The 17,452-nt window shown below is 72.7% G+C and carries 12 protein-coding genes, 1 tRNA gene and 1 pseudogene; 6 read left to right on the plus strand and 8 right to left on the minus strand.

What is annotated here, in order from left to right:
- A pseudogene (locus ACZ6SQ_RS37705) lies at nt 1-137 on the minus strand (sugar ABC transporter substrate-binding protein); the annotation flags it as partial.
- 209 nt (nt 138-346) lie between these two features.
- Between ACZ6SQ_RS37705 and ACZ6SQ_RS37710 the strand changes: the two are divergent.
- On the plus strand, nt 347-2,143 hold the full coding sequence (locus tag ACZ6SQ_RS37710; protein WP_469570461.1) for a coagulation factor 5/8 type domain-containing protein: 1,797 nt from the start codon (nt 347-349) through the stop codon (nt 2,141-2,143).
- Between the two features lie 108 nt (nt 2,144-2,251).
- Here ACZ6SQ_RS37710 and fusA read toward each other — a convergent pair whose 3' ends face one another.
- The 5 genes from fusA to ACZ6SQ_RS37735 all read right to left on the minus strand — a co-directional run bounded on the left by fusA (nt 2,252) and on the right by ACZ6SQ_RS37735 (nt 8,405).
- Nucleotides 2,252-4,315, minus strand: coding sequence for an elongation factor G (gene fusA, locus ACZ6SQ_RS37715; RefSeq protein WP_469570463.1), 2,064 nt, complete (start codon nt 4,313-4,315; stop codon nt 2,252-2,254).
- A 346-nt stretch (nt 4,316-4,661) separates the two neighbouring features.
- A complete protein-coding gene (locus ACZ6SQ_RS37720) occupies nt 4,662-5,363 on the minus strand; it encodes a nucleotidyltransferase domain-containing protein (RefSeq protein ID WP_469570465.1) in 702 nt (233 codons plus the stop codon).
- 811 nt (nt 5,364-6,174) lie between these two features.
- A tRNA-Leu gene (locus tag ACZ6SQ_RS37725) sits at nt 6,175-6,262 on the minus strand.
- Between the two features lie 416 nt (nt 6,263-6,678).
- On the minus strand, nt 6,679-7,356 hold the full coding sequence (locus ACZ6SQ_RS37730) for a GntR family transcriptional regulator (protein ID WP_469570467.1): 678 nt from the start codon (nt 7,354-7,356) through the stop codon (nt 6,679-6,681).
- 101 nt (nt 7,357-7,457) lie between these two features.
- The gene (locus ACZ6SQ_RS37735) at nt 7,458-8,405 is read right to left on the minus strand and encodes a beta-ketoacyl-ACP synthase III (protein ID WP_469570469.1); all 948 of its coding nucleotides are present in this window, start codon (nt 8,403-8,405) and stop codon (nt 7,458-7,460) included.
- 430 nt (nt 8,406-8,835) lie between these two features.
- Here ACZ6SQ_RS37735 and fdhD point away from each other — a divergent pair, with 430 nt between their 5' ends.
- Together fdhD and ACZ6SQ_RS37745 are read left to right on the plus strand one after the other, a co-directional pair.
- Nucleotides 8,836-9,681, plus strand: a complete 846-nt coding sequence (fdhD, locus tag ACZ6SQ_RS37740; RefSeq protein ID WP_469570472.1) for a formate dehydrogenase accessory sulfurtransferase FdhD — start codon at nt 8,836-8,838, stop codon at nt 9,679-9,681.
- 101 nt (nt 9,682-9,782) lie between these two features.
- Nucleotides 9,783-11,009, plus strand: a complete 1,227-nt coding sequence (locus tag ACZ6SQ_RS37745; RefSeq protein WP_469570474.1) for a DUF4185 domain-containing protein — start codon at nt 9,783-9,785, stop codon at nt 11,007-11,009.
- Here ACZ6SQ_RS37745 and ACZ6SQ_RS37750 read toward each other — a convergent pair.
- Nucleotides 10,945-11,985 (minus strand): bile acid:sodium symporter family protein, encoded by a 1,041-nt coding sequence (locus ACZ6SQ_RS37750; protein ID WP_469570476.1) that lies wholly within the window; start codon nt 11,983-11,985, stop codon nt 10,945-10,947. The genes ACZ6SQ_RS37745 and ACZ6SQ_RS37750 overlap by 65 nt on opposite strands.
- A gap of 153 nt (nt 11,986-12,138) precedes the next feature.
- Between ACZ6SQ_RS37750 and ACZ6SQ_RS37755 the strand changes: the two genes are divergently transcribed.
- From ACZ6SQ_RS37755 to ACZ6SQ_RS37765, 3 genes are all read left to right on the plus strand, one after another.
- A complete protein-coding gene (locus tag ACZ6SQ_RS37755; RefSeq protein ID WP_469570479.1) occupies nt 12,139-13,020 on the plus strand; it encodes a LysR substrate-binding domain-containing protein in 882 nt (293 codons plus the stop codon).
- Between the two features lie 426 nt (nt 13,021-13,446).
- Complete coding sequence (locus ACZ6SQ_RS37760) at nt 13,447-15,273, plus strand: AMP-dependent synthetase/ligase (protein WP_469570481.1); 1,827 nt, start codon at nt 13,447-13,449, stop codon at nt 15,271-15,273.
- A 106-nt stretch (nt 15,274-15,379) separates the two neighbouring features.
- Nucleotides 15,380-16,216: an aldo/keto reductase gene (locus tag ACZ6SQ_RS37765; RefSeq protein ID WP_469570483.1), complete on the plus strand. Its 837-nt coding sequence runs from the start codon at nt 15,380-15,382 to the stop codon at nt 16,214-16,216.
- A 74-nt stretch (nt 16,217-16,290) separates the two neighbouring features.
- Here the strand turns inward: ACZ6SQ_RS37765 and ACZ6SQ_RS37770 are convergent, their stop codons facing one another.
- Nucleotides 16,291-17,214, minus strand: coding sequence for a class I SAM-dependent methyltransferase (locus ACZ6SQ_RS37770; RefSeq protein WP_469570486.1), 924 nt, complete (start codon nt 17,212-17,214; stop codon nt 16,291-16,293).
- Between the last annotated feature and the right edge of the window lie 238 nt (nt 17,215-17,452).

Consider the following 17,452-nt stretch of genomic DNA (forward strand, 5'->3'; position numbering starts at 1 on the left):
TGGTTGGACGCCCAGTAGGTCAGGGTCTTGGGATCGTCCGACCCGCCGCCCGAGGACGAACCGCCCCCACAGGCCGCGGTGACGAGAGCGAGAGAGAGGGTGACAGCGCCGGCTGCGGCGGCTCTGAGGTTGCGCATGGTTCGGCTCCTGAATGCCATCATGGCTTAATTTAGGACGTGAGTTAAACCCTCGGAAACAGCCGCGTCAAGGGTTACGACAGGATCCGCGCGGATCCGTGAGGTCGCGTCACAACCCTTGACGGATGTGTTCGAACAGTTGAAACATCATCGGCGAGAGAGCGCTCTCACAGCACCCTCCGTTCACTTTCTGAACCAGGAGCCGTCCCATGTCCGATGCCTCCCCGCAACCGCACGACCTGCGCCGATTCACCGTCGGCCGCCGCGCCGTGCTGGCCGCCGCGGCCGCCTCGGCACCCGTTCTCGCCGGTGTCACCTCGCCCGCCTCGGCGGCTCCCCCCGCCCGCCGCCCCCGTGCCCTGCCCGGCGGCGGGGACCTCGGCCCCAACGTCCTGGTCTTCGACCCGTCCACACCGGACATCCAGGCCCGGCTGGACGAGGTCTTCCGCCTTCAGGAGTCCGCGCAGTTCGGCTCAGGCCGCTACGCGCTGCTGTTCAAGCCCGGCACCTACCAGGGCCTGAACGCGCAGCTCGGCTTCTACACCTCGATCGCGGGACTCGGCCTCTCCCCCGACGACACCACCATCAACGGCGACGTGACGGTCGACGCGGGCTGGTTCGGCGGCAACGCCACGCAGAACTTCTGGCGCTCCGCGGAGAACCTCGCGCTCGTGCCTGCCAACGGCACCAACCGCTGGGCCGTCGCCCAGGCCGCGCCCTTCCGCCGGATGCACATACGCGGCGGCCTGAACCTCGCGCCCTCCGGCTACGGCTGGGCCAGCGGCGGCTACATCGCCGACAGCCGCGTCGACGGCCAGATCGGCCCGTACTCGCAGCAGCAGTGGTACACCCGCGACAGCTCGATCGGCAGCTGGCTCAACGCCGTGTGGAACATGGTGTTCTCCGGCGTCGAGGGCGCTCCGGCGCAGAGCTTCCCGAACCCGCCGTACACGACACTGGACACCACGCCCGTCTCACGGGAGAAGCCGTTCCTGTACGTCGAGGGCGACGAGTTCCGGGTGTTCCTGCCGGCGAAGCGGGTGGACGCACGCGGGGTGTCCTGGGGGAACGGCACCCCGCGCGGGACCTCGCTGCCGCTCTCGCGGTTCTACGTCGCCCGGCCCGGGGTGTCCGCCGCCACGCTCAACCAGGCGCTCACGCAAGGGCTGCACCTGCTGCTGACGCCGGGCGTCTACCACCTGGACCGGACGGTCCGGGTCGACCGCGCCAACACCGTGGTGCTGGGCCTGGGTTACGCGACCCTGGTGCCCCAGGGCGGGGTCACCGCGCTCAAGGTCGCCGACGTCGACGGGGTCCGGCTCGCCGGGTTCCTGATCGACGCGGGGCCGGTCAACTCCCCGACCCTGCTGGAGGTAGGCCCGCGCGGCGCCAAGCGCGACCACTCCGCCAACCCCACCACCGTCCAGGACGTGTTCATCCGCATCGGCGGCGCCGGCCCCGGCAAAGCCACCACCAGCATGGTGATCAACAACCGCCACACCATCGTCGACCACACCTGGGTCTGGCGCGCCGACCACGGCGAAGGCGTCGGCTGGGAGACCAACCGGGCCGACTACGGCGTCGTCGTCAACGGCTCCGACGTCCTTGCCACCGGCCTGTTCGTGGAGCACTTCAACAAGTACGACGTGCAGTGGTTCGGCGAGCGGGGCCGCACGGTCTTCTTCCAGAACGAGAAGGCGTACGACGCCCCGGACCAGGCCGCGATCCAGAACGGCGCGGTGCGCGGCTACGCCGCCTACCGGGTCGGCGACCGGGTCACCACGCACGAGGGCTGGGGACTGGGCAGTTACTGCTACTACAACGTCGACCCCACGATCGTGCAGGAGCACGGCTTCGCCGCCCCGGTGCGGCCCGGCGTGAAGTTCCACGGCCTGTCGGTCGTGTCCCTCGGCGGCAACGGCCAGTACGCGCATGTCATCAACGGCATCGGCTCGCCGACCTCGGGCACGTCCACGGTGCCGTCGACGGTGGTGTCGTACCCCTGATGTGACGGCCGGCCGTTGCGCCGGTGGATCGGGGGCGGGTGGTGGCTCGGGTACGGGTGGCGGCCCCGCCCTTGTGGGGTGGGGCCGCCGCCCGTGCGCGGGCGGGGGCTACCGCGTCGCCGTGGCCGTCGCCGGGGCCTGTGCGTAGCCGGTCGGGCGGGCCGTGAACGTGCCCCGGCCCTGGGTGCGGCCGCGCAGACGCGTCGCGTAGCCGAACAGTTCGGCCAGCGGCACCGTCGCCGTGACGACCGCGGCCCCGCCGCGCTGCGCCTGGCCGGTGACCCGGCCGCGGCGCGCCGCGAGATCGCCGAGCACACCGCCGACGGCGTCCTCCGGGACCGTGACGGTCACCTCGGCGACGGGTTCGAGCAGCACCATGTCGCAGGCGCGCAGCGCCTGGCGCAGCCCGAGCCGGCCCGCCGTACGGAAGGCCATCTCCGAGGAGTCCTTCACATGGGTCGCCCCGTCGGTCAGCGTGACCCGCAGCCCGGTCACCTGATGCCCGTCGAACGGCCCCGCCGCGAGCGCGTCACGACAGCCCGCCTCCACGGCACGGACGTACTCCTGCGGCACCCGGCCGCCGACCACCGCCGAGCGGAACTCGAAGCCGGTGCCGCCCGGTTCACCGGACAGCGGCTCCACGTCCAGCACGACATGGGCGAACTGGCCCGCACCACCGTCCTGTTTGACGTGCCGGTACACCGAACCGGTCACGCCGCTCACGACGGTCTCGCGGTAACTCACCTTCGGACGGCCCACGTTGACCTCCAGCCCCAGTTCGCGGCGCATCTTCTCCACCGCGACCTCCAGATGCAGTTCGCCCATGCCGGACAGCACCGTCTGCCCCGTCTCCGCATCGGTGCGCACCCGCAGGGACGGGTCCTCCTCGGCGAGCCGGGCCAGCGCGGCGGACAGCCGGCCCGAGTCACGGGAGGTGAGCGACTCCACGGCCACGGACACGACGGGGTCGGCCACACCCGGCGGTTCGAGGACGACCGGGTCGTCCGGCGCGCACAGCGTCGAGCCCGGACGGGCCGACTTCAGCCCGACCACGGCCACGATGTCACCGGCCACGGCCTGGTCCAGCGGAGCGTGGCGGTCGGCCTGCACCCGCAGGATGCGCCCGATCCGCTCGGTGCGCCGGGTGCCCGGGTCCCACACCGTGTCGCCCTTGTCCAGCGTGCCCGAGTACAGCCGCAGGAACGTCAGCCGCCCGGTCGGGGTGGCATGCACCTTGAACGCCAGCGCGGCGAGCGGTGCCGCCGGGTCGGCGGGGCGCTCCCGTTCCTCGCCCTCGTGCTCACCCCGTACCGGCGGCACGTCGAGCGGGGACGGCAGATACGCCACCACCGCGTCCAGCAGCGGTTCGATCCCGCGGTTGCGGTAGGCCGAGCCGCACAGCACCACGACCCCGTCCCCACCTCGGGTGAGGTCCCGCAGCGCCGCGGTCAGCGTCGTCGCGGACAGCGTCTCCCGGTCGCAGAACTCCTCCAGCGCTGCCGGGTGGCGTTCGGCCACGGCCTCCTCCAGCAGGCGACGTCGTCGTACGGCCTCCTCGTGCAGTTCGGGTGGCACCGGGCCCTCCTCCGGCGCCTCGGCGCCTTCCGCCCAGACCAGGGCACGCATCGCGACCAGGTCGACGACGCCCTTGAAGCCGTCCTCGGCGCCGATGGGCAGCTGCACCACCAGCGGGGCCGGGTGCAGCCGGTCGCGGATGGAGTCCACGGCCCGGTCCAGATCGGCGCCCGCGCGGTCCAGCTTGTTGACGAAGGCGATCCTCGGTACGCCGTAGCGCTCGGCCTGGCGCCACACCGACTCGCTCTGCGGCTCCACGCCCGCCACCGCGTCGAACACCGCGACCGCGCCGTCCAGCACCCTCAGCGAGCGCTCGACCTCGTCGGCGAAGTCGACGTGGCCCGGGGTGTCGATCAGGTTGACGCGATGGCCGTCCCAGGCGCAGCTGACCGCCGCGGCGAAAATGGTGATGCCGCGGTCGCGCTCCTGCGGGTCGAAGTCCGTGACGGTGGTGCCGTCGTGGACCTCACCGCGCTTGTGGGTGGTGCCGGTGGCGTACAGAATCCGTTCGGTGACGGTGGTCTTGCCCGCGTCGACGTGGGCGAGGATGCCCAGGTTGCGGACGGTGGCGAGAAGGTTGGTGACGTTGGCGCGCACGGCCGTTGCCTTTCGGGTGTCTCCGGGTGGGTGCGGCGCGATTCACCATGACGACGGCATGGCCTGACGGTCGGTCAGAGCTGTTGTTGAACCGTGGTGGTGGTCGTCACGGCATCCGGTGGCCGCCGCGCAGCGGGCACCGGGCGGACGAAGACACCAGGATCACCTCGGACCGGGAGGGGGGAACGACGACAGCGGTGCGGTTGCGCACGGCCCGGCTCCCCTCGCTCGACACGGTGGCGCGCCGCCGGTGTGGGGGCGGCGCGCGTTGTTGCCGTGAGTGTAGGGAACCGGGGCGGGGGTCGGCATCCGGTTTTCCGGTCCGGGTGCGTGAACTTGGCCTATGTCACACGGTCTTGGCGTCCGGTGTGTAGCAGTGCCGGCGTACTCGGCGCAGCCAGGCGTCGGCTGGGGCCTCGTCGGGGTGTTCGGGCAGGGCGCTCGCCGTGTCGTCGAAGGCCTGCTCGAAGTGGTTGAGCAGCGGTACCGATGCCTCGGGGTCCAGGGCGACCCGGTCGCCGAAGTCGTGGTAGCTGTCCGGGTCCTCGACCGGGACGGTCAGTGCGCCGGTGCGGTACAGCTCGTAGCCCTGCTCGCACAGGCGCTTCAGGTGCCGGGCGTTCTTGGCGATCCGTCTGCGGGTGTCGGCGTCTGGGGTGCCGTCGCCCCGGCCGAGCAGTTTGCGGCACTGCTGTGTGGCGTAGCCGAGGTAGGCGTCCCTGACGCGGCGGGCGCTGAGGAAGGAGGCGCGGATGCCGATGAGTTCGTCGCCGAGTGGTGTGCGGACTTCGTACAGCTCGTCCGGGAGCCAGACGAGTTCCATCACGGTGGGGTTGCCGCCGAGCGCCAGTCGGCACCACTTGGCGGCCTCGTGGAGGGTGCGGTCGGGGGACGTGCTGACGTGGGACTCCTTGGGGGTGTGCAGGCCGTGGAGTTCCTCGGTGGGGGCCGCGAACATGCCCAGCCTGTCCACGTCCGAGCCCTCGCGGGCGAGGCCGTACGCGGTGGAGCCGACCACGCCGGACAGGAGGATGTTGGTGACGGTCATGGGAGCCCCCTGGTTCCGGGTGTGCGGGTCTTGGCCTGCCCATGATGGCTGGGAGGGTGCTGGGGTCTCCTCGCATTTTCCGCCCGCGCGTCGCCTGCGGCGGCCTGTTGGTGTTCGGTGGGGGTGCGGTAGCGCCCGCGGTTCGTGGGTGGTGCGGGGCCGGGCCGGGGGGTGTCCGTCCTCGGTCCGCCGGACTGGTTGCTTACGGGGGTGCCGGCCTTTGACGGCGGCCGCTGCGGGCGGACACCCCCCGCCCCGTCCCCTCCCCGCCGCGGGCGGCCAACGCCCCCCGTCCGTGGTCGCTTCGCGTCGTCCGCGAGCGCCCGCCGCCATCGCCGAGGGCATGCGGGCTGCGCTCCGCGCCGCCGTCGCTGCGGGCATGCGTGCCGCTAAGGGTGGGTGGGCGCCGGGGTCCCCCCTCCCGGGCAGACCCTCTACGGTGACAAGCCGCCCGGCGCGCCCGCCACCCACCGGGACGGCCACCGCCGGTCGATCAAGTTCAGGGTGGACAGCGGCGAGATCGTCGGCGTCTCCGCGATCATGCGCGAAGGGACGGAACGCCTGGCCACGGACAAGGCGCTGCGGATGCGGTCGGGCGGAACTGGAACGGATGCCGCCTCAGACGTCACCGGTCCGGCGGGACCGAAGCGGCGCTCCGTCGGCCCGACGGGGCCCGGGCGGGGAGCCGTTGGGGTGTGGCCCCGCGGAATGCCGGCGCCCGGCTGCCGTGCCTCGTTGAGGAGTGCGGGGCGAAGCCGGGGTTCCGGCGACGCGAAGGGCCGGTCGGGAGTGATCCCGACCGGCCCTTCGATGGTGTCCGAGGGGGGACTTGAACCCCCACGCCCGATAAAGGGCACTAGCACCTCAAGCTAGCGCGTCTGCCATTCCGCCACCCGGACAAGGTGTCTGCCGCCTGGCGCGGGGGTGTTCCCCGCGGCGACATGGACAACAATACCAAGCTTTCGGAGTGCCCTTCACCTGCGTTTCCGCCCGCTGACCTGGCCTGGTCCGCCCGTACGCTGCGAGCGGGCCGTCTCACCGCGCGTGACGCCGGGCGGCCCCTCCCCGACCGACGCCCCGCCACGCGTCAGCGCACGAGCCGGCGGTCGGGGATGTTCCCCGGCAGCCGCTCACCCGCCGGGCCATGCCTCACGGTCCGCACGAGCAGGCCGACGCCCATGAACGCCCCGCGCCAGAACGCCCCCGAGGCCGTCGAACAGCCCCGGCCCGTGGCGGCGGGACCCGGCAGGCTCTCCCGGGCGTCAGGGCGGGCCTGCCGGTCCGCGGGGCGCGAAAACCGCGGTCCCGACCGGCGTCAGGAGGTGCCGCGGGCGTGGTACGACTTCCGGGTGTGCTCGGTGTGCTCGCGCATCAGCCGGCCGGCCAGCTGCTCGTCGCGTTCGTCGATCGCGGCGATCAGGGCGCGGTGCTCGACCCAGGACTGCTCGCCGCGCTGCCGGACGACGGGCGTGTAGTACCAGCGCACGCGCCGGTCGACCTGCCCGGCCAGTTCGGCGAGGACGGTGTTGCCCGCCAGCTCCATGATCTTGGCGTGGAACCGGGCGTTGAGGGCGACGGCGGCGTCGACGTCGTCGGCCGCGACCGCGCGCTCGCCCTCGGCGCAGAGCTCCTCCAGCGCGCCCACCCCGGCGGCGTTCGCGCCCGCGGCGGCGAGCCGGGCGGCCTCCGCCTCCAGCAGCGTGCGCACGGTCAGGAGCTGGTCGGCCTCCTGCTCGGTCGGCTCGTGCACGAACGCGCCCTGGGCGGGCCGCAGATCGACCCAGCCCTCGGTGTTGAGCCGCTGGAGCGCCTCGCGCACCGGCTGCCGGGAGACGCCGAGGTGCCCGGCGAGTTCGCTCTCGACGAGGTGCTGGCCGGGCTGGAGGGCACGGGTGCTGATCAGCTCGAGCAGTGCCTCGTAGACCCGCTCGCGCAGCGGCCCCGGCCGTTCGAGCTTCGGCACCGTCCCCTGGGGCAGTCCGGTCGACAACATGCGTCCCTCCTCGGCAGAGGCGTGCACTGCAGGCCGTAGCCACTGTGAATTGGCTTTCGTCTACAGTCTACGGCGCACAATCCAGGCCCGCCCGGAGGGGCTCAAGGGCAGCGCACGACCTGCCCGGCGTAGGACAGGTTCCCGCCGAAGCCGAAGAGCAGGACCGGGTCGCCCGTGGAGATCGCGCCCTGCTCCACGAGCTTGGAGAAGGCCAGCGGGATGCTCGCGGCGGAGGTGTTGCCCGAGTCGACGACATCGCGGGCGACGACGGCGTTGACCGCGCCGATCTTCCCGGCGAGCGGCTCGATGATCCGCAGGTTGGCCTGGTGCAGCACGACCGCGGCGAGCTGCTCCGGGGCGAAGCCGGCCCGCTCGCAGGCCTGCCTGGCCAGCGGCGGGAGGTGCTGGGTGGCCCAGCGGTAGACGCTCTGCCCCTCCTGTGCGAACCGCGCGGGCTCCCCCTCGATGCGCACGGCGTGCCCCATCTCGGGGACCGAGCCCCAGAGCACGGGTCCGATGCCGGGCTCGTCGCCCTCCGGGCAGGCCTCGACGACGGCGGCCCCCGCTCCGTCGCCGACGAGGACGCAAGTGGTGCGGTCGGTCCAGTCGGCCACCGCGGACATCTTGTCGGCGCCGATGACCAGCGCGCGCTTGGCCGCGCCCGCGCGGACGGTGTGGTCGGCGGTGGCGAGCGCATGGGTGAACCCGGCGCACACCACGTTGACGTCTATGGCCGCGGGCCCCGGGACGCCGATGCGGGCGGCGACCCGGGCGGCGGTGTTCGGGGACCGGTCGACGGCCGTGGAGGTGGCGACCAGCACGAGGTCGATGTCGGCGGGGGTCAGCCCCGCGGCCGCGAGCGCCTTGGCGGCGGCGTGGGCGGCCAGCTCGTCCACGGGCTCGTCGGGCCCCGCGATGTGCCGGGTGCGGATGCCGACACGGCTCCTGATCCATTCGTCACTGGTGTCGACCTTCGCGGCGAGCTCCTCGTTGGTGAGCACTCCGGCGGGCTGATAGTGGCCGACAGCGGCAATGCGCGAGCCGTACATGTGTATGGACCCCCTATGACCTCAAGTTGCGGGATCCACCAGTCTTGCCAGTGACTGATCGGTAGCCGGACAGGTGATGTCACAGGAATCTCGTGCCCGCGTTGTCGGCTTCTGTCAGAGTCCGGCGCTCTGCGCGAACCCTTGCCGACCAAAATCCATACTGTAGACAATATTTCGTCGACGAGATGCTGTCGTCGACGCGATCCGGCCGTTTCCGGGTCTGATCCGGCCGTTCCCGGCCTGCCAGGCATCCATGGCGGACCCGGGCCACCTCCGCGGTGCTTCCTCGACCGGACGGAGCGTTCCCGCGGTGAGGCTCTCCCTGCGGACGGCCGCATGATGGGCAGGACTGTGCAGGAAGGTGCAGAACTGCGCAGGACTGTGCAGGACAATGAACGCGTGAACCGACGGAACCGGGACTGATGGGCGCATGGGACGAGTCACGGAACGACGCAAGGTGATCCGGATCCGGGACGGGGTGGTCTCCGCCCGCCCGGACACCCTGGTCGCCGAGGAACCCCTGGAGATCCGGCTGAACGGCCGGCCGCTGGCCATCACCATGCGCACACCCGGCGACGACTTCGCGCTCGCCGCCGGGTTCCTGGTCAGCGAGGGCGTGCTCGCCGAGCGGAAGGACCTCCAGAACATCGTCTACTGCGCGGGCGCCACCGCCGACGGTGTGAACACGTACAACGTGGTCGACGTGCGGACCGCCCCGGACGTGGTGGTCCCGAACATCACCCTGGAGCGGAACGTGTACACCACGTCCTCCTGCGGGCTGTGCGGCAAGGCCAGTCTGGACGCGGTGCGCACGACGGCACGCTGGCCGCTCTCCGACACTCCCCCGCTGCGGATCGAGCCCGGACTGCTGGCCTCGCTGCCCGACCGGCTGCGCGCCGCCCAGCACGTGTTCGACCGCACGGGCGGCCTGCACGCGGCGGCGCTGTTCTCGGAGGACGGCGAGCTGATCGACGTACGCGAGGACGTCGGCCGGCACAACGCGGTCGACAAGCTGGTCGGCCGGGCACTGCAGGACGGGCGGCTGCCGCTGTCCCGGGCGATCCTGCTGGTCTCGGGGCGGGCCTCGTTCGAGCTGGCGCAGAAGGCGGTCATGGCCGGCATCCCGGTGCTCGCGGCGGTGTCCGCGCCGTCGTCGCTCGCCGTGGACCTGGCCGCCGAGACCGGGCTGACCCTGGTGGGTTTCCTGCGGGGCAGTTCCATGAACGTGTACGCGGGCGAGGACCGCCTCGCCCTGCGGTCGGCGGCCGAGGCCTGACGGTCCGCGCCTCGGGGCCGGAAGCCAGGGCGTGACCGGCCGGGCCGCCGGGCGCGGGGCCCCATGGACCGGGCGCCCCGCACCGGCTAACGTCGCCGGGGATGTCCGTCGACGCCCACGCACGACAGCGCACGGGGGCCGGGATCGGCCTGCTGCTCGCCCTGGTGCTCGGGGCGGTGCTGCTCGGCGTGCTGCCCGAGGGCGGTGACGGGAGCGACGACGGCTGCGCGCCCCGCGTCGTGGGGTCCTGGTCCGCCGACGACGCGCTCACCGGCGAGTTCGCCCGCTACGGCGACGACCCGGCCCGCGCCGACGACTGGACCGGCGGCGACGGCACCCACTCGGTGCGACTGCCCGACGGCCGGCTGCTCTGGCTGTTCTCCGACACCTATCTCGGCCGGGTGTACGCCCCGCCCAACCCCTCCGGCGAGTCCGCCTCCTGGCGCGACGCGAGCACCCCCCTCGTGCGCAACTCGGCCGTGCTGATGCGCGACGGACGCCTGGAGGGCACGCTGCCCGCGCCCCTCTTCCCGGACCCCGCGCCCGGCCAGTGGCGCTGGCCGGTGGCCGCCCGGGTCGAGCCCCGCTCCCCCGGCGCCACCGAACAGGTGCTGCGCGTCCTGCTCTGGGTGCGGGCCGCCGGACAGCCGCCCTGGATCTACGGCACTCCCCTCGCCACCGAGGTCGCCACGCTCTCGCTGCCCGGCCTGCGCGTGGAGTCCACCGTGCGGGTGCACGACGAGCAGGGCGTACCCGATCCGTCCCGGCGCGTGCTGTTCGGGACGACGCTCGTCGAGGAGGACGGCTGGACGTACGTCTACGGCGGTGACGACGGCCGCCCCGCCGGACGCCCGGTGTCCTCGGCGTACGTCGCCCGGGTGCCCGAGGGCGGCCTCGGCGACCCGTCGGCCTGGGAGTACTGGACGGGCGAGGAGTGGTCGGCGGGGGTGCGGCCGGGCGCGGTGCTCGGGGACCGGACCCGCAGCGGTGTGGGCAGCGCCTTCTCGGTCGTGCGCGACGGGCGGACGTACGTGCTGTTCACCATGGCCGCGGGGACGGCCGGGCTGGCCGCCGTGACCTCGTACTGGTCCTGTTCCCCCACCGGGCCCTGGCACGGTCCGGCCAAGGGCTTGGGGCCGCCGCTGCCGGGCTCCGGGGTCGCCGCGTACAACCCGCAGACGCATCCCGAGCTGGGCGGCGGCGGGCGGCTCGTGCTCAGCTACGACGTCAACTGGCTCGACCCGGCGGGCGCCGCCGCGCAGCTCAGCGGGAATGTCGCCCTGTACCGACCGCGGTTCGTGACGCTGCGGCTGAGGAACGAGCGCTGACCGGTTCGACGGGGTCGTGGGAGCGGCGCCGGGCGATCACCGCGCACACCATCAGCTGCATCTGGTGGAAGAGCATCAGCGGCAGCACGGCCAGCGAGGCCTGCGCGCCGAACAGCACGCTCGCCATGGGCAGCCCGGCGGCCAGGGACTTCTTGGAGCCCGCGAACTGGATCGCGATCCGGTCGGCCCGGCCGAAGCCCAGTGCCCGGGAGCCGTACCAGGTCAGCGCCAGCATCACCGCGAGCAGCACGGCCTCGACCAGCAGCAGGCCGCCGAGCCGCAGCGGGCTGACCTGGTGCCAGATGCCCTGGACCATGCCCTCGCTGAACGCGGTGTAGACGACCAGCAGGATCGAGCCGCGGTCGACCAGGCCCAGCACCTTCTTGTGCCGCTTCACGAAGGCCCCGATCCAGGGGCGCAGGAGTTGCCCGGCGAGGAAGGGCACGAGCAGTTGCAGCACGATCTCGACGAGCGCGTCGGCCGAGAACCCGCCCGTGCCGCCGCCCAGCAGGGAGGCCGCGAGCAGCGGGGTGAGCACGATGCCCACGAGGGAGGAGAAGGAACCGGCGCAGATCGCGGCGGGCACGTTGCCGCGGGCGATCGAGGTGAAGGCGATCGAGGACTGGATGGTCGAGGGGACCAGGGTGAGGAAGAGCAGGCCCTGGTAGAGCGGCTGGGTCAGCAGCACCGGGACGAGGCCGCGGGCGGCCAGGCCCAGCAGCGGGAAGACCATGAAGGTGCAGGCCAGGACCGTGAGGTGCAGCCGCCAGTGGCGCAGGCCGTCCAGCGCCTCACGGGTGGACAGGCGTACCCCGTACAGGAAGAACAGCAGCGCGATCGCCACGTCGGAGGCGCCGGACGCGATGTCCGCGCCCACCCCGCGCGCCGGGAGCAGGGCGGCGAACCCGACCGTCCCGAGCAGCAGCAGGACGTACGGATCGATCGGCAGCCGACTCGGCCAAGTCAGGCGTCTCACGGTGCTCGGTGCTCCACTTGTGTTCGGTTGCTCGCCGTACCTGCGGATCCGTCCGCGCCGACGGGTCCCCGCTCCATCCTGCCCCTCCCCCGGCCGATCGGGAATCCCGTACACCACACTTACTGTCATCACATACCGCGATAACCTCGGCCCATGTACGAGCCCGCGCATCTGCGCACGTTCCTCGCCGTGGCCCAGACGCTGAGCTTCACCCAGGCGGCACGGAGGCTGGGGCTGCGCCAGTCGACGGTGAGCCAGCACGTGCGGCGGCTGGAGGTGGCGGCCGGCCGGACCCTGTTCACCCGGGACACCCACTCGGTGGAGCTGACCGAGGACGGGGAGGCGATGCTCGGCTTCGCGCGGCGGATCCTGGAGGCGCACGAGCAGGCCGCGGCGTTCTTCACCGGCACCCGGCTGCGCGGGCGGCTGCGCTTCGGCGCCTCGGAGGACTTCGTGCTGACCCGGCTGCCGGAGATCCTCGAACGGTTCCGGCACGACCATCCAGAGGTCGACCTGGAGCTGACGGTGGAGCTGTCGGGCACGCTCCACGAGCAGCTGGAGGCCGGGAAGCTGGATCTGGTGCTGGCCAAGCGGCGGGCGGGTGATCCGCGCGGGCAGCTGGTCTGGCACGACCGGCTGGTGTGGATCGGCGGCGAGCGGTTGCGGCTGGATCCGGGCCGGCCGGTGCCGCTGATCGTCTATCCGCCGCCCGGCATCACCCGGGCGCTGGCCCTGGAGGCGCTGGAGCGGGAGGGCCGCGAGTGGCGGATCGCCTGCACCAGCGGCAGCCTCAACGGGCTGGTCGCCGCCGCCCGCGCGGGCCTCGGCGTGATGGCCCACTCCCGCGGCCTGATCCCGCCCGGCCTGGTCCGGGTCCCGGACCGCGCGGGGCTGCCCGAGCTGGGCAGGGTCGACTTCGTCCTGGTCCACAACCGCCGCCGCGCCTCCGCCCAGGGCCCGGCGGACGCCCTGGCGGCGGCGGTCCTCGCGGGCGGGGTACGGCCCGAGCGGGGCGGGCGGCGGGAGCCGGTGTGAGGGGCGGGCGAGTCTGAGGAGTGGGCCGGGCGCGAGGGCGTGGGCGCCGGAGCGGCCCGCAGCGGCCTGCGGCGAACGGGAGCGGCCCGGAGAGAAGGCCCAAAGGGAACCGGAGTGACGGATTCAGCCGATCCGGCGCTGACCGGAGAGAGGCCGGCGTCCACGTCCGGCCGGCGGGCCGGGGAAGGGCCGCGTCGGCGGGGCCGGAAGGCGGGGCTCGGGTCGTACAGATTCCGTGGAGATTACGGCCCCGAAACTTACTGGATCGTCAGGAAGCTGTCCGTCCCTTCCCCATCTGCACGGTTTTTCCCCCGCTGACCAGTGCGGACCTGAGCACCGCTCCGCTTTCGGGGCCCTCCCGCTCTCCGATGCTGGTGGGGTAGCTTTCACGGCGCTGCGAGGCGCCACATCGAGGCGGGAGCGGGTTTGCGCGAGTTCACCAACCCTCCGTTGGCGTTGGCACCGCTGGTGGGCGGCCTTGCCGACGTCGTGTTCGAGCGCGCCCAGGAGGACCCGCACCATGTCGCGCTCGGCCGCAAGGACGAGTCCGGGCAGTGGCGGGACGTGACCTCGGCGGAGTTCCGTGACGAGGTGCTGGCGCTGGCCAAGGGCCTGCTCGCCCAGGGCGTCCGGTTCGGCGACCGGGTCGCCATCATGTCCCGCACCCGCTACGAGTGGACCCTGTTCGACTTCGCGCTGTGGACGATCGGCGCCCAGGTGGTGCCGCTGTACCCGACCTCCTCGGCCGAGCAGGTCTTCTGGATGCTCTACGACGCCGAGGTGACGGCCGCGGTCGTGGAGCACGAGGACCACGCCATGACCATCGCCACGGTCATCGACCGGCTGCCCCGCCTCGACCGGCTGTGGCAGCTCGACGCCGGCTGTGTGCAGGAGCTGTACGACGCCGGGGCGCATCTGGAGGACGACGTGGTGCACCGGCACCGTCGCGCGGTGACGCCCGACTCGGTGGCCACGATCATCTACACCTCGGGCACGACCGGCCGCCCCAAGGGCTGTGTCCTCAGCCACGGCAACTTCATGTACGAGGCGGACACCGTCAGCGCGCGCTGGGAGCCGGTGTTCCACTCCCGCAAGGGCGACGAGGCGTCCACGCTGCTGTTCCTGCCGCTCGCGCACGTCTTCGGACGGATGGTGGAGGTGGCGGCGGTCCGCGGCGGGGTCCGCTTCGGGCACCAGCCGAGGCTGGACGCGGCCGCGCTGCTGCCGGACCTGGCCGCGTTCCGGCCGACGTTCATCCTGGCCGTGCCGTACATCTTCGAGAAGGTGTTCGCGGCGGCGCGCCGCAAGGCCGAGAAGGAGGGCAAGGCCGGGCCGTTCGAGAAGGCCGTCGAGGTCGCGGTGAAGTACGCCGACGCCGTGGAGGAGAAGGCCTGGGGCATCGGGCCGGGGCCGTCGGCGGGACTGCGTATGCAGCACCAGTTCTTCGACAAGCTCGTCTACGCCAAGGTGCGCGCGGCGATGGGCGGGCGTATCCGCAACGCCATGTCGGGCGGCTCGGCGATGGACCGGCGGCTCGGGCTGTTCTTCGCGGGCGCGGGCGTACAGATCTACGAGGGCTACGGCCTGACCGAGTCCACCGCCGCCGCCACGGCCAACCCGCCCGAGCGCACCCGCTTCGGCACGGTCGGCCAGCCGGTGCCCGGGGTGACCGTGCACATCGCCGAGGACGGCGAGATCTGGCTGCGCGGCGACAACGTCTTCGAGGGTTACCTCAACAACCCCAAGGCCACCGACGAGACCCTGCACGACGGCTGGCTGGCCACCGGGGACGTCGGCCAGGTCGACGAGGACGGCTATCTCACGATCACCGGCCGCAAGAAGGAGATCCTGGTGACCTCCGGCGGCAAGAGCGTCTCCCCCGGTGTGCTGGAGGAGCGGGTGCGCGAGCATCCGCTGATCCACCAGTGCGTGGTCGTCGGCAACGACCGCCCCTTCGTCGCGGCGCTGATCACCCTCGACCAGGAGGCCGTCGAGCACTGGCTCGCCATGCAGAACAGGCACCGGCTGACGGCCGCCGACCTGGTGCACGACCCGGATCTGGAGGCCGAGGTGCGCAGGGCGGTGGTGGCCGCCAACACGCTCGTGTCCCAGGCCGAGTCCATCCGCACCTTCCGCATCCTGGCGCAGCCCTTCACCGAGGAGCACGGACTGCTCACGCCCTCGCTGAAGCTCAAGCGCAAGGCGATCGAGAAGGCGTACGCGTCGGAGGTCGACGCGCTGTACGAGGTGTGAGGCCCGGCGTCACCGCCGTACGGGTTCCCCGGTAAGGAATGCGTCCAGCTTCGTGATCGTTGACCATGGGCGTACCACCGGACAGCGGACGACGAATCGAGAGCCCGTGAGCAGCAAGGTCCCCCCGATCATCCTCAACAACGGCGTCGAGATGCCCCAGCTGGGCTTCGGCGTCTGGCAGGTGCCGGACGCGGAGGCGCAGAGCGCGGTCGCGACGGCGCTGGAGTGCGGGTACCGCAGCATCGACACCGCGGCGATCTACGGCAACGAGGCGGGCACCGGCAAGGCCATCGCCGCCTCCGGCGTCCCGCGCGAAGAGATCTTCGTGACCACCAAGCTCTGGAACAGCGACCAGGGCTACGACTCCACGCTGCGCGCGTTCGACGACTCCGCCGCCAAGCTGGGCCTGGAGTACGTGGACCTGTATCTGATCCACTGGCCGACCCCGGCGCGCGACCGCTATGTCGACACCTACCGGGCCTTCGAGAAGCTGCTCGGTGACGGGCGGGTCCGGGCCGTCGGTGTCTCCAACTTCCTGCCGGAGCACCTGGAGCGCCTCATCGGCGAGACCTCGGTGATCCCGGCGGTCAACCAGATCGAGCTGCACCCGCACCTGCAGCAGCACGCCGCCCGCGCCTACCACGCGGACCAGGGCATCCACACCGAGGCCTGGTCCCCGCTGGGCCAGGGCAAGGGCCTGCTGGAGGTCCCGGCGATCGTGGCCGTGGCCCAGAAGCACGGCCGCACCCCGGCGCAGATCGTTCTGCGCTGGCACCTCCAGCAGGGCACCATCGTGATCCCGAAGTCCGTGACCCCGTCCCGGATCAAGGAGAACATCGAGGTCTTCGACTTCACCCTGGACACCGAGGACCTGGCCGCGATCGGCGCCCTCAACGAGGACCGCCGTCTGGGCCCGAACCCGGCGACGTTCGACATGGCCTGACCCGGCCGGTCTCCCGCCGGGCCCGGCCGGCCGCCCCGCTCACGGCCGGGGCCGGCCCGCCCAGGCCGTCGGTTTCACAGCGTCCGGGCCGCCGTGTGGACCGTGTGTGCCGCGAGGACGAACACGTCGGGGCGGTGGTGGACGCTCGCGCCGTCGGCCGGGTCGATGAGGCGGTCGAGGGTGGCGCGGTCCTCGGCGTCCAGTCCGTCGGCCATGGCCTCGCGGAGGCGGGAGAGGGTCGCGGCGACGTAGGCGCGGGCCCGGTCGGTGGCGGGGGCGGGGAGGTCGAGCAGGAAGGTGCGGGTGCCGGTGGGCTTCAGTCCCGCCGAGGCGAGCAGGGCGGCCCAGTCCTCGGTCTCGTCGACCACGCCGGGCAGCGAGGCGCGCATCCGGGCGAACCACTCGGACTCGACGGCGTCCAGCCGGTCCTGGAGGCCAGGGCGGCCGATGCCGATGTCGCGGGGCAGGAAACGGGCCGGCAGTCCGCCCTCCATCAGGGCGAGGGTCCCACCGGGCGCGAGATGCCCGGCGAACGCGGCGAGAGCGGCGCGCTGGTCGCCCAGGTGGTGCAGGCTGCGGCTGGCCCACAGCAGGTCGGCAGGGTAGTCGAGATCGCCCAGGGCGTCGGGCAGTTCACCGGCCAGGGTGCCGAAGCGGTCCGCGACACCCAGCCGCTCGGCACGGGCGCGGGCCCGCTCCAGCAGCGGCTCGTTGCCGTCGACGGCGACCACCCGGGCACCGGGGAAGGTGTCGGCGAGCAGACAGGCGACCACACCCGGGCCGCTGCCCGCGTCGACGACCAGGCCCGGATCGGTCTGCCGCTTGCCGAGCCAGGCCAGGGCGTGCTCGTACAGCGGTGTGAACAGTTCCGCCTGCGACTCCAGCAGCGGGCCCATCTCGGCCCAGTCGATGTCGGTGGTGTCGTGGTGATGGTGTCCCGGGCCCTCGTGCGTGCCGTGCGGGTCGTGCTCGCCGTGCTGGTGGTGTGCGTGCGCCATGGTGGTCAGCCTCTCCTCCGGATGCGGCCAGCGTGCGCCGACGCACCGGGGCGGGGCCAGTCCTGTTGCCGGAACCGCAAAATCGGCGGCCCTCTGTTGCCGCGCGGGACACGGCGGGCCACCCGCCGGACCAGGCCCGGCGGGTGGGGTCCCGGGGGGGGGGGGGGGGGGGGGGGGGGGGGGGGGGGGGGGGGGTCGGGGGGGGGGGGGGGGGGGGGGGGGGGGGGGTGTTGTGGGT

Source organism: Streptomyces sp. NPDC048600 (assembly GCF_055587025.1).